Here is a 12,231-nt window from a genome sequence, read left to right as displayed (position 1 = left end):
CGCCATTCGCCTTCCCCGGCAGGCCGGCCTGCCGGCCCGGAGAGGGCGGCCGGAACCCAACTTCGCACCGACCGTGAGCCCCCAACCGACGTGCCGCCGCCGACCGCCATGGACCACCCCAAACGCATCCTCATCGTCGAAGACGACGCCGACATCGCCGACGTGCTGAGCCTGCACCTGCGCGACGAGCGCTACGAAGTCGTGCACAGCGCGGACGGCACGGAAGGCCTGCGCCTGCTCGAACAGGGCAACTGGGACGCGCTGATCCTCGACCTGATGCTGCCCGGCGTCGACGGCCTGGAAATCTGCCGGCGCGCCCGCGCGATGGCGCGCTACACGCCGATCATCATCACCAGCGCGCGCTCGAGCGAGGTGCACCGGATCCTCGGCCTCGAGCTCGGCGCCGACGACTATCTGGCGAAACCGTTCTCGGTGCTGGAACTCGTCGCGCGGGTCAAGGCGCTGCTGCGGCGCGTCGACGCGCTCGCGCGCGATTCGCGGATCGACGCCGGCACGCTCGACGTCGCCGGCCTGTCGATCGACCCGATCGCGCGCGAAGCGAGCGTCGACGGCACGCGCATCGACCTCACGCCGCGCGAATTCGACCTGCTGTATTTCTTCGCGCGGCATCCGGGCAAGGTGTTCTCGCGGATGGACCTGCTGAACGCGGTGTGGGGCTACCAGCACGAAGGCTACGAACACACGGTGAACACCCACATCAACCGGCTGCGCGCGAAGGTCGAGGCCGATCCGGCCGAGCCCGTGCGGATCCTCACCGTATGGGGACGCGGCTACAAGCTCGCCGCGCCGGACCAGCGGGACGCATGATGAAACTGACCCTCACCCAGCGGCTGTCGTGCGTGTTCGCGGTGCTGCTGCTCGCGTGCTCGGGCGCGTCGGCATGGCTGCAGATCCGCGCGAACGACATGCGCGAGAAGGAAGTCGTGCAGGGCCTGTCGCGCGATCTCGCCGCGCACATCGCGAGCAGCACGCCGCTGATGGACGCGAACGGGCTGCGCCCGGACGCCGTGCGCACGCTGTTCGGCCAGCTGATGGGCGTGAACCCGAGCGTCGAGGTGTACCTGCTCGACAACGCCGGGCGCATCGAGGGCGACGACGCGCCGCCGGGCCACGTGAAGCGCGACCGCGTCGATCTCGCGCCGGTGCAGCGCTTCATCGCGGGCGACCCGCTGCCGATCCTCGGCGACGACCCGCGCAGCCCCGACGCGCGCAAGGTGTTCAGCGCCGCGCCGCTGCAGCGCCCGGGACAGCCGCCGTCCGGCTACATCTACGTGGTGCTGCTCGGTGAAGCGCACGACCAACTGGTCGCGCGCGTCGACGCCGGCAACGTGCTGCGCACGACGCTGTGGTCGATGGCGGTCGTCGCGCTGCTCGGCCTGCTCGCGGGCCTGACCGCGTTCAGCTTCATCACGCGCCCGCTGCGCCGGCTGACCGACGCGATGCGCCGGTTCGACGCGAACGGCGCGCCCGACACGCAGCCGCCGGTGCCGCGCTCGCCGCCGGGGCGGCGCGGCGACGACATCGCGGTGCTCGAATCCGCGTTCGCGCAGATGGCCGACCGGATCGGCGACCAGTGGCGCGCGCTGACGCGCCAGGACCAGCAGCGGCGCGAACTGATCACGAACATCTCGCACGACCTGCGCACGCCGCTGACGTCGCTGCACGGCTATCTGGAGACGCTGTCGCTGAAGTCCGACACGCTCGCCGAGACCGAGCGCCGCCGCTACCTGTCGATCGCGCTCGCGCAGAGCACGAAGGTCGGCCGGCTCGCGCAGGCGCTGTTCGAACTCGCACGGCTCGAATCGGGCGGCGTGCAGGCCGAGCGCGAGCCGTTCTCGCTCGTCGATCTCGTGCAGGACGTGTTCCAGAAGTTCGAGCTGGCCGCGCAGTCGCGCGGCATCGCGCTGCATGCGCGGATCCCGCCGCGCGTGCCGGTCGTCTCGGCCGATCTCGGGATGATCGAGCGCGTGCTGACCAACCTGCTCGACAACGCATTGCGGCACACGCCGCAGCACGGCGAAGTCGAAGTGGCGCTGACGCCGCAGGACGATCGCGTGGTGGTGACCGTGTCGGATACCGGAGAAGGGATTCCGCAGGCGCGGCGCGAAGGATTGTTTCAGCGGCCGCAGCGGCCGATGAGCGGCGGCGCGGCGACGAGCGGCGGGCTCGGGCTACTGATCGTGCACCGGATGCTGGTGCTCAACGGCAGCGGGATCCGGCTCGTCGATCGGGACGGACGCGGCGCGGTGTTCGAGTTCGCGCTGCCGGTCGCGCATCCGGCGCCCGGTGAAACGCATTGAACCCGCCGGTGCTGAAACCCGGCGGCGATGTGCCCGCGCGCTTACCGTCCGCGCTTGCGCCGCACGTCGCTCGGCGTCGTGCCGGTCCAGCGCTTGAACGCGTGGCGGAACCCGACCGCATCGCTGAAGCCGAGCGTCAGCGCGATGTCCTCGGTGCTGAGCGTCGTGGTGCTCAGGTAGTCGATCGCGAGCGCCTTGCGCACGCTCGTCAGCAGCTCGCTGTACGACGTGCCTTCGGCGTCGAGCTTGCGGCGCAGCGTGCGCGACGTCATGCACAGCGTGTCGGCGATCGCGTCGATGTCCGGGAACTGCCCGGGCGTGCGCGTGAGTTCCTGGTACACGCGCCGCGTGACGCCGGCCTGGCTGCGCAGTTCGTCGAGCAGGCGCGCGCAGTGCGACGACACCTGCGCGGCGGTGATCGGGTTCGCGAGCTGCGGCGCGCGGGCGAGCCACGCGGCCGGGTAGCTCAACACATGGTGCGGCTGGTCGAACGCGATCGGGCATTCGAGCGCGTCGGCGAGTTGCGCCGCGTGCGCCGGCCGCGGCTGCGCGAACTGCGCGCGGGCCGGCACGCACCACGCACCCATCACGTCCTTGATGACCGTCACGTGCAGCGCGAACTGCATGTCGATCAGGAAGCGGTACAGCGGCAGGTCCGGCTCGGGCAGCGCGGCTTCGTGCGGATCCGGGAACAGCCACGACGCGGTGTCGCCCTGTTCGACCCAGCGGATCGCGAGCATCCCGTTCGCGAGCTGGTGATATTTGACGGCCGAATCGAACGCATGCGCGAGCGATTCCGAGCACAGCATCGCGTAGCCGTACATCCCGTAGCTCGACGCATGCAGCCGGCGGCCGACGCGCACGCCGAGATCGGTGCCGTCGTAGCGGCCGACCGCATTGCGCGCGGCGGTCAGGAATTGCCGCGACGACGTGAGCGTGAACGGATCGGTGACGGCGTCCGGCGACAGGCCGGTGCCGTCCAGCACGGCGGCCGGATCGAGGCCGAGTTCCTGGGCGACGCCGACGAGCACGGCCAGCTTGGCCGGCGAGAAGCGCTTCTCGCGCGACGCCTGGGCGGGCGGGGCGTCCGGCAGCGAGGCGGGGCCGGTGGCCGTCGGTTTCAAGAGTGCGCTGCGTGGCATGGCGGGTTCTGCGTCCGATTCGATATCGTTCCGGTGCGCGATTCTGCGCCGGAACGCGCGCGGGCACCATAGGGTTCACCCTGATGCGCAGCGGTATGCACGGCCGGACACGGCATGACCGATGCACGGGCGGAAGCGGCGACAGGCGGGCCGCCGCGCGCCCGCGTGTCCGTTTCGATCATCTTTTCGACCGCCAGGATCATTTTCAAGGCCGCGTTGGCGGGCGATAGTCGCCGGTCAGGCGGCGGCCTTTGCCCATACGGTGCGCGGGTCGCTGTGCGAACGGCGCTGCCCGGCGCCGTCCCCCGAGGAGCAGAACATGACGAAGAGACACTGGATCGGCTCGTATGGCTCGATCCCCGCCGAGATCGATGCCGATCGCCATCCTTCCGTAACCGCGCTGCTGGACGACGCGATGCGCCGCTTCGCGGAGCGCCCCGCGTTCCGCGCGTTCGGCCGCACGCTCAGCTACGCCGACGTCGACCGCCTGTCGACCGCGCTGGCCGCGTACCTGCAGCAGGTCGCGGGCGTACGCAAGGGCGACCGCGTGGCCGTGATGCTGCCCAACGTGCTCGCCTTTCCGGTGGTGTTCGTCGCGCTCGCGCGGATCGGCGCGATCCAGGTCAACGTGAATCCGCTCTACACCGCGCACGAGCTCGAACATCAGCTCAACGACGCGGGCGTCGAAGTGGCCGTGGTATGCGGCGGATCGATGGGCACGTTCGCCGACGTGGTCGGCAGGACGCGCATACGAACCGTGCTGAGCGTGGGCCGCGGCGATCTCGGCGTCGTCGATGCGCCGGCCGGCGCGTGCGACGCGCTGCCGCCGGGCTCGATCGCACTCGCGGATGCGCTTGCCGCGGGCGAATCGCTCGCGGTCGAGCCGGTCGCGCTTGGCGGCGACGATCTGCTGCTGCTGCAGTACACGGGCGGCACGACCGGGCTGTCGAAGGGCGCCGCGCTGTCGCATCGCAACCTGGTCGCGAACATCGCGCAGTTCGGCGCGATCGTGCCGGATTCGCGGCGGCCGGGCGAGGAGGTCATCGTCACGGCGATCCCGCTGTATCACATCTTCGCGCTGACGGTGAACTTCCTGTCCTACTTCGCGATCGGCGCGGAGAACTGGCTCGTCGCGAATCCGCGCGACATGGACGGCTTCATCGACGTGCTGAAGGCCGCGCGACCGTCGGTGTTCGTTGGCGTCAATACGCTGTATGCGGGGCTCGCCGGCCATCCGCGGCTGAACGAAGTCGACTGGTCGCGGCTGAAGCTGTCGGCCGGCGGCGGCGCGGCGGTGATCGACGTGATCTCCGCGCGCTGGAAGGCGATCACAGGCAACTTCATTCGCGAAGGGTACGGGCTGTCGGAGACGTCGCCGGTGGTCACGTTCAACCCGCAGTCGATCGACGTGTTCACGGGCACGACGGGCCTGCCGCTGCCGTCGACCGACGTGAAGCTGCTGGACGACCAGGATCGCGAGGTTGAGATCGGCGAAGCGGGCGAGATCTGCGTGCAGGGGCCGCAGGTGATGGGCGGCTACTGGCAGAAGCCGGAGGCGAACGCGGCCGCGTTTACCGCGGACGGCTACTTCCGCACCGGCGACATCGGCGTGTTCGATGCGGCCGGCTTCCTGAAGATCGTCGACCGCAAGAAGGACATGATCATCGTGTCGGGCTTCAACGTGTACCCGAACGAGGTGGAAGCGGTGGCGACCGCGCTGGCGGGCGTCGCCGAATGCGCATGCATCGGCGTGCCGGACGAGCGCACCGGCGAGGCCGTCAAGCTGTTCGTGGTGCCCGCGCCGGACGCGGCCTTGACCGACGCGCAGATCGTCGCGCATTGCCGCGCGAACCTCGCTGCGTACAAGGTGCCGAAGCTGATCCGCCTGGTCGACCGGCTGCCGAAGTCGACGGTCGGCAAGATCCTGCGCCGGGAACTCAGCCGCGCGGACTGATGGCGCCGACGCGCCGCGCGGCTGCCGACGTGCGGGCCGGCGTGCCGGCGAAAGCCCCGACAGTCCGGTCCGGGCCGCTCAAGTACAATGCGGGCGGTTCGACCGACGGGGACGCGATGACCGGTTCAGACTCACCTTCCGCCCAGCCCGGGCGTGCGCTGCCGTCGCCGAGCGCGACGGTGCCGATCTCGCTCGTCAACGGTTTTCTGGCGAGCGCGGGTGCGCAGCGCGACGTGGTCGAGCGCTACCTGCGCGGGGCCGGCATACCGCTCGAGCTGCTCGGCGAGCCGCATGCGCGCGTGACGGAAGAGCAGTTCTCGACGCTGTACCGCACGCTCGCGATCGACCTCGACGACGAGATGCCGGGCATCTTCTCGCGCCCGTTGCGCGGCGGCACGCTGAAGTACCTGTGCCTGAGCCTGCTCGATGCGCGCAACCTCGAAACGGCGCTGCATCGTTTCGGCCAGTTCTTCCATATCCTGCTCGACGACTTCTTCGTCGAATCGAAGCGCGATGGCCTGGTCGCGCAGGTGCTGCTGCGGCCGAACCCGGCCGTCGGCCCGATCGGCGCGCTCGGCCAGGAGCTGATGCTCAAGCTCGTGCATGGCGTGTGTTCCTGGTTGATCGGGCAGAAGATCCCGCTGCTGCAGATCGAGCTCGCGTGTCCGCGGCCGCGCCATGCGGTCGAACACCTGTACTTCTTCTCCGGCTCCGTGCAGTTCGACTGCGAACGCACGCTGATGCGCTTCAGCGCCGATTACCTCGACGCACCGATCCGGCAGAGCAAGCGCAACCTGCGCAAGTTCCTCGCGCGCGCGCCGGGCGACTGGATCTTCGAATCGTTCAGCGAACAGCTCGTGTGCCATCGCGTGCGGCAATACCTGTCGGCGGCGCTGCCCGACCTGCCGGTGATCGACGAGGCGGCCGAGCATCTGCATTGCTCGGTGCGCACGCTGAGCCGCCACCTGGCCGCCGAAGGCACGACGTTCCAGGCGCTCAAGGACGAACTGCGGCGCGACATCGCGATCCAGCGGCTCACCGACACGGTCGACACGATCGCGGCGATCGGCGCCGATATCGGCTTCGACGATCCGAGCGCGTTTCATCGCGCATTCCGGCACTGGACGGGGAGCACGCCGGGGACTTACCGGCGCCGCGCGTAGCGCGGTTGCTTCAACCCCGCTCCCATAACCGGCATCCTTCGTGCGATCCCATGGACGGCTCCCGTTGGCGCACGAATCATCGTGCGTCCGGCGTGCGCCACATGCGGACATACCCGGCGTGCGGCAGCCGTTCGTCGACGTGTACGCCGGGGCCGACCGGCAGGACCTGCCGGCCCGGTGAAATCAGGAAGCGGTTCCTCGCCGCAATTGTCCGGTTTCGATCAGCTGCTGAAAGAAGTCGTTCATCGACTCGGCGAGCGGGCGGTAGTGGATCCCGAGTTCGTTGCGGCTGCGGGCATTGTCGGCGCGCCACGGCAGTCCGACGTTGCGGGCGACGACGCGGCGCGTCACGCCCTTGTTCACCAGCGGGCCGATCGACCACACGAGCCATTTGGGCAGGATGCGCCGCGGGATCGGATAGTCGGCGCCATACCGTTCGAGCAGCGTCGCCGCCATCGCCGGCAGGCTCGTGTTGTGACCCGACACGATGTAGCGGCCGTTCGCGTCCGGCAGGAACGCGGCCCGCAGGTGCGCGTCGGCGACATCGCGGACGTCGACCGCGCCCATGCCGAGATCCGGCACGCCCATTTTCATCGTGCCGTCGCCCATCTGCCGGACGATCTCGAAGCTCTCCGACGTCGCGTACGGATTGATGCCCGGCCCGATGACGAGCGACGGATTGATGGTGACGAGACGCCAGCGCTGCTGCGCGCCGGCGATCTGCCATGCTTCGCGCTCGGCCACCGTCTTCGAATACGAATAGGGCTGGTGCGTCAGCGACGAACTGGTATTCCAGTTCGCCTCGGTGAACACGCCGTTCGGCACCGCGTCGAGGTCGGCGTTGTCGCCGTAGATCGCGGCGCAGCTGCTGGTCAGCACGACGCGCCGGACCGACGGCGTGCGGTTCACCGTGTCGAGCACATTGCGCGTGCCGAGCAGCGCCGGGTCGACCAGTTCTTTCTGAGGATCACGAACCGTGATGGTGAACGGCGATGCGGTATGGAACACGGTGCCGCAACCGGCCATCGCGTCCGCATACGAGCCCGGTTCGAGCAGGTCGGCACGGAAATAGCGGATCGTGCCGGGCTGGCCGGCCGCGATGCGCTGCAGATACTTGAGCTTGTCGGGATCGTCAGGATTACGAACGGCAGCATGCACCGTCACGCCGGCTTCGAGCAACCGTTGCACGAGCCAGCCCGCGACGTAGCCGGTTGCGCCGGTCACCATCACCGGCAGGTCGGTATCGATATTCATCATCTTGGGTTCCGTGACGGACGATGTCGAACATGATGCCGCCTTGTTGCTGCCGGGGGAGGCGGCGCGGCGCGGGAGCGGCTGGCTGCCCGCTCCGCGCGCGAGGCCGCACTCAGGCTTTCAGTGCGCCGAAGATTTCAGTGAGCATCGACTTCGCATCCCCGAACAACATGCGGTTGTTGTCCTTGTAGAACAGCGGATTGTCGACGCCCGCATAGCCGGACGCCATGCTGCGCTTCATCACGATCGACGTCTTCGCCTTCCACACTTCCAGCACCGGCATGCCGGCGATCGGGCTCGACGGGTCGTCCTGCGCGGCCGGATTCACGATGTCGTTCGCGCCGATCACCATCGACACGTCGGCCTCGGGGAAGTCGCCGTTGATCTCGTCCATTTCGAGCACGATGTCGTACGGCACCTTCGCTTCGGCCAGCAGCACGTTCATGTGGCCCGGCATGCGGCCCGCGACCGGGTGAATCGCGAAACGCACGTCCACACCCTTCTCGCGCAGCAGCTTCGTCAGTTCGAACACCGTGTGCTGGGCTTGCGCGACAGCCATCCCGTAGCCCGGCACGATGATCACGCGCTTCGCTTCGCGCAGCAGCTCGGCCGTTTCCATCGCGCTCACCGCGACCGCCTCGCCGGCCGGCTGCGCGGCGCCGCCGGCGGCCGCCGGTGCGCCCGCGCCGCTGCCGAAGCCGCCCGCGATCACGCTGATGAAGTTGCGGTTCATCGCGCGGCACATGATGTACGACAGGATCGCACCGGACGAGCCGACCAGCGCGCCGATCACGATCAGCAGGTCGTTGCCGAGCATGAAGCCGGTGGCTGCCGCGGCCCACCCCGAGTAGCTGTTGAGCATCGACACCACGACCGGCATGTCCGCGCCGCCGATCGCCATCACCATGTGCACGCCGAACAGCAGCGAGAGCACCGTCATCACGAGGAGCGGCAGCATGCCGTCCTGGATGGTTTCCGCATGCAGGAACGCGCGGCCGTAGTAGATCACGATCAGCAGCGCGGCCAGGTTCAGCCAGTGCCGTGCCGGCAGCAGCAGCGGCTTGCCGCCGATCTTGCCGGACAGCTTGCCGAACGCGATGATCGAGCCCGCGAAGGTGACCGCGCCGATCAGGATGCCGACGTAGATCTCCACTTCATGGATCGCCTTCTCGGCGCCGGTGAGCTGCAGCGACGTATCGATATAGCTCGCGAAACCGACCAGGCAGGCCGCGAGACCGACCAGGCTGTGCATCAGCGCGACCAGTTCCGGCATCTGCGTCATCTGCACCTTCTTCGCGGCGTACAGGCCGACGGCACCGCCGACGACCAGCGCGGCGATCACGTACGGAATGCCCGCGGCCGACACGCGCGGACCGGCCACGGTGGCCAGCACGGCGATCAGCATGCCGATCATGCCGAGCAGGTTGCCGCGGCGCGCGGTCTCGGGATTGGCCAGCCCGCCGAGGCTGAGGATGAACAGAATCGCGGCGCCGATATAGGAGACGGTAGTCAGGTTGGAAGTCATTGTTGTCGTCCCCTTATTTGCGGAACATCGCCAGCATGCGACGCGTCACCGCGAAGCCGCCGAACATGTTGACGGCCGTGAGCGTCAGCGCGCCCACCGCGAGACCCAGGATCAGCCCGGACGGACGGTCGCCGGCATTGGCCAGCTCGCCCAGCGGCGGCGCGACCTGCACGAGCGCGCCGATCGCGATGATCGACGAGATCGCGTTGGTCACGCTCATCAGCGGCGTGTGCAGCGACGGCGTGACGTTCCAGATCACCATGTAGCCGACGAAGCACGCGAGCACGAACACCGTGAAGTGCGACAGGAAGCTGGCCGGCGCGAACTGGCCGACCAGCAGGAACGCCAGTGCGCCGATCGCGAACACGATCGCGAGCGCCTTGGCCGACATCGGCTCGCCGCTGTGGCCGTGGCCCTTGGACTTCGCCGGTGCGGCCGCGGCAGGGGCGGCCGCCGGGGGCTTGGGTGCGACGACCGCCTGCTTGATCGGCGGCGGCGGCCAGGTGATGTTGCCTTCCTTGATGACGGTGAGGCCGCGGATCGCGTCGTCGTCGAAGTCGACGTTGATCGTGCCGTCCTTGGCCTTGCACAGCTCCTCGATCACGCGCAGCAGGTTGGTGCCGTACAGCGTGGACGACTGCCGCGACAGGCGCGATGCGAGATCCGTATAGCCGACGATGGTCACGCCGTGGCGCACGACCGCCTCGCCGGGCACCGTGAGTTCGCAGTTGCCGCCCTGTTCGGCGGCCATGTCGACGATCACGCTGCCGGGCTTCATCGACTGCACCATCTCGGCGGTGATCAGCTTCGGCGCCGGCTTGCCGGGGATCAGCGCGGTCGTGATGATGATGTCGGCGTCCTTGGCCTGCTGCGCGTACATCGCGCGCTGCGCCTGCTGGAAGCCTTCGCTCATCACCTTCGCGTAACCGCCGCCGCCCGAGCCTTCCTCTTCATAGTCGACCTTGACGAACTCGCCGCCCAGCGACTTGACCTGATCGGCCACCTCGGCGCGCGTGTCGTTCGCGCGCACGATCGCGCCGAGACTCGCGGCCGTGCCGATCGCGGCGAGGCCCGCGACGCCGGCACCGGCGATGAAGACCTTGGCCGGCGGGACCTTGCCGGCCGCCGTGACCTGGCCGTTCAGGAAGCGGCCGAACGCATGCGCGGCCTCGATCACCGCGCGGTAGCCGCTGATGCCGGCCATCGACGTGAGCGCGTCCATCTTCTGCGCGCGCGACAGCGTGCGCGGCAGCGAATCGATCGCGAGCACCGTCGCGCGTTTCGCGGCCAGCTGCTGCATCAGTTCGGGATTCTGCGCCGGCCACACGAAGCCGATCAGCGTGCCGCCCTCGCGCATCAGCGCGACTTCGTCGGCACTCGGCGGGCGCACCTTGAACACGATGTCGCTGCCGGACCAGAGCTCGGCCGCCGAGGCGGCGATGCTCGCGCCGGCCGCGCGATACGCATCGTCGTCAAAATTCGCGCCGGCGCCGGCGCCGCTTTGCACGGCCACCGAAAACCCCAGCTTGATCAGTTTCTCGACCACTTCGGGTACGGTCGCAACGCGCCGTTCGCCAGTGGCTGTCTCCAGAGGAATCCCAATCTGTAGTGTCATAGTGTGAAAGATGGGTGATGGCCATTGCATTGCGCGCGGGCCGGTGCGTCAAGGTAACAGAATCATGTGCTTGTTTAGTGGCGCGCGCGACGGCTTGCGTTTAAAAAAGAACGATCGTTCGCTGAGCGCGAATAGAGTATGCCTCATAACGACGGCGCGATCGAGGAGGAGCGCATCGAGCTCGTCGTCCGTTCTACTGTTGCGTTTTATCCACGCGCGAGCAATATCGCGTCGGCCGAACGGGTGTTGACGAGCCAGGCTCGCTGCCGCTTTCGCGGTGCGGCGTGGTGGCTCGAGCCGGCCTGCGCTCGGCGGCCCCGGATAGGTTTCCCCATAACAGGGTTCCTTTGCCGGATCCCATGGCCGGCTCCCCTCGGCGGTCCTCGGCGTGGAATCGTTCACATGTTTGCCGGACAAAATCTGGTCGACCCCGAAACGCATATGCTCCTTTCAATAGCGGCCTGAAGCGATCCCGACCGGCCGGTAGGCCAATGGCTGACCGCTGACCACAGGCGGCGCCGTTGGCACATCGCGTCGCTCGTCAGATCAATTCAGCAGGCACCAGATCGCGAGGAACGGTGCGTCGCCGGAGCGCATCGCATGCAGCGCTCCCGGCGGGTTGTGGATGCCGCCACCGATCCCGGGATCAAACCACGCGCCGTTTTGCTGCCGGAATTCACCGGCGGTCATCAGCACGTACGCTTCCTCCGGCGCGTGACCATGATCCGGATATCTGACATTGGGCATCATCAACGAGAAGCCGAGCTGGATGTCGTCGCGGCTCTCCGCGCCGCCGGGCCCGCAGATCATTCCGTTCACGTGCCCGTCGATATAGTTCGGACTGCCGTTCTTTCCCGACGTGCGACGCGACCATCCGATCACGGGCTCGAGCGACTTGATCAGCTGCGCGACGGTGACGAACGTCGGGTCGACGCGCGCGACCGACTCGAGCGCTGGGTCGAGCCATTCGCATGCGGGGTATCGCACCGCGAGCCGTTTGCCGTCATCCGACGGCTGCTGCAACCGGGCGAATACTCGCGGCGCGAACGCGCGCGCGGCAGGGGGAAGCTTGTCCGACTGGAACAGTCCGGCGGCGATCCGGACGAAATCCGCGATGGGCTTCGGGCGTTCATTCATCTTCGTCGCTGCTCCCCGGTCATGTGGCCTGATCAGATGAAAGTCTACGCAGAAACGCGCGGGCCCGGACGGCGAAAAAGGTCGACCGATTTGGCGCCGGCCGCCATGTAGTGGGTTCTT

At 68.3% G+C, this 12,231-nt stretch carries 9 protein-coding genes; 4 read left to right on the top strand and 5 right to left on the bottom strand.

The features are described 5' to 3' along the window. Positions 1–108: 108 nt before the first annotated feature. Both ACVK00_RS33600 and ACVK00_RS33595 read left to right on the top strand, forming a co-directional pair. Positions 109–828 (top strand): response regulator transcription factor, encoded by a 720-nt coding sequence (locus ACVK00_RS33600; RefSeq protein WP_011660683.1) that lies wholly within the window; start codon positions 109–111, stop codon positions 826–828. Then, positions 828–2,321: a sensor histidine kinase gene (locus ACVK00_RS33595; protein ID WP_284901321.1), complete on the top strand. Its 1,494-nt coding sequence runs from the start codon at positions 828–830 to the stop codon at positions 2,319–2,321. The genes ACVK00_RS33600 and ACVK00_RS33595 overlap by 1 nt, the downstream gene beginning before the upstream one ends. 41 nt (positions 2,322–2,362) lie before the next feature. Here the strand turns inward: ACVK00_RS33595 and ACVK00_RS33590 are convergent, their stop codons facing one another. Continuing rightward, a complete protein-coding gene (locus ACVK00_RS33590) occupies positions 2,363–3,463 on the bottom strand; it encodes an AraC family transcriptional regulator (protein ID WP_284901284.1) in 1,101 nt (366 codons plus the stop codon). A gap of 319 nt (positions 3,464–3,782) precedes the next feature. Here ACVK00_RS33590 and ACVK00_RS33585 point away from each other — a divergent pair, with 319 nt between their 5' ends. Together ACVK00_RS33585 and ACVK00_RS33580 are read left to right on the top strand one after the other, a co-directional pair. Continuing rightward, the gene (locus ACVK00_RS33585; protein ID WP_284901282.1) at positions 3,783–5,417 is read left to right on the top strand and encodes an AMP-binding protein; all 1,635 of its coding nucleotides are present in this window, start codon (positions 3,783–3,785) and stop codon (positions 5,415–5,417) included. Continuing rightward, the gene (locus ACVK00_RS33580; protein WP_284901280.1) at positions 5,417–6,580 is read left to right on the top strand and encodes an AraC family transcriptional regulator; all 1,164 of its coding nucleotides are present in this window, start codon (positions 5,417–5,419) and stop codon (positions 6,578–6,580) included. Before ACVK00_RS33585 ends, ACVK00_RS33580 begins: the two co-directional genes overlap by 1 nt. Before the next feature lie 183 nt (positions 6,581–6,763). Here ACVK00_RS33580 and ACVK00_RS33575 read toward each other — a convergent pair whose 3' ends face one another. The 4 genes from ACVK00_RS33575 to ACVK00_RS33560 form a co-directional block, all read right to left on the bottom strand. Further along, positions 6,764–7,837 (bottom strand): NAD-dependent epimerase/dehydratase family protein, encoded by a 1,074-nt coding sequence (locus ACVK00_RS33575; RefSeq protein WP_284901278.1) that lies wholly within the window; start codon positions 7,835–7,837, stop codon positions 6,764–6,766. Between the two features lie 109 nt (positions 7,838–7,946). Further along, on the bottom strand, positions 7,947–9,359 hold the full coding sequence (pntB, locus tag ACVK00_RS33570) for a Re/Si-specific NAD(P)(+) transhydrogenase subunit beta (RefSeq protein WP_012371937.1): 1,413 nt from the start codon (positions 9,357–9,359) through the stop codon (positions 7,947–7,949). 13 nt (positions 9,360–9,372) lie between these two features. Next, entirely contained in the window at positions 9,373–10,974 is a 1,602-nt protein-coding gene (locus ACVK00_RS33565) for a Re/Si-specific NAD(P)(+) transhydrogenase subunit alpha (RefSeq protein ID WP_175661096.1), read from the bottom strand. A gap of 546 nt (positions 10,975–11,520) precedes the next feature. After that, positions 11,521–12,111, bottom strand: a complete 591-nt coding sequence (locus ACVK00_RS33560; RefSeq protein WP_354123415.1) for a dimethylsulfoniopropionate lyase — start codon at positions 12,109–12,111, stop codon at positions 11,521–11,523. Between the last annotated feature and the right edge of the window lie 120 nt (positions 12,112–12,231).

The sequence above is a fragment of the Burkholderia sp. PvR073 genome, assembly GCF_054055695.1.
The sequence above is the reverse complement of the archived record's forward strand: the minus strand, read 5'-3'. Positions and strand labels throughout refer to the sequence as shown.

What these genes read in the sequence shown, in the direction of transcription:
- ACVK00_RS33600 (WP_011660683.1), top strand. Translation starts at nt 109, where the DNA reads ATGGACCACCCCAAACGCATCCTCATCGTCGAAGACGACGCCGACATC.
- ACVK00_RS33595 (WP_284901321.1), top strand. Translation starts at nt 828, where the DNA reads ATGAAACTGACCCTCACCCAGCGGCTGTCGTGCGTGTTCGCGGTGCTG.
- ACVK00_RS33590 (WP_284901284.1), bottom strand. Translation starts at nt 3,463, where the DNA reads ATGCCACGCAGCGCACTCTTGAAACCGACGGCCACCGGCCCCGCCTCG.
- ACVK00_RS33585 (WP_284901282.1), top strand. Translation starts at nt 3,783, where the DNA reads ATGACGAAGAGACACTGGATCGGCTCGTATGGCTCGATCCCCGCCGAG.
- ACVK00_RS33580 (WP_284901280.1), top strand. Translation starts at nt 5,417, where the DNA reads ATGGCGCCGACGCGCCGCGCGGCTGCCGACGTGCGGGCCGGCGTGCCG.
- ACVK00_RS33575 (WP_284901278.1), bottom strand. Translation starts at nt 7,837, where the DNA reads ATGATGAATATCGATACCGACCTGCCGGTGATGGTGACCGGCGCAACC.
- pntB (WP_012371937.1), bottom strand. Translation starts at nt 9,359, where the DNA reads ATGACTTCCAACCTGACTACCGTCTCCTATATCGGCGCCGCGATTCTG.
- ACVK00_RS33565 (WP_175661096.1), bottom strand. Translation starts at nt 10,974, where the DNA reads ATGACACTACAGATTGGGATTCCTCTGGAGACAGCCACTGGCGAACGG.
- ACVK00_RS33560 (WP_354123415.1), bottom strand. Translation starts at nt 12,111, where the DNA reads ATGAATGAACGCCCGAAGCCCATCGCGGATTTCGTCCGGATCGCCGCC.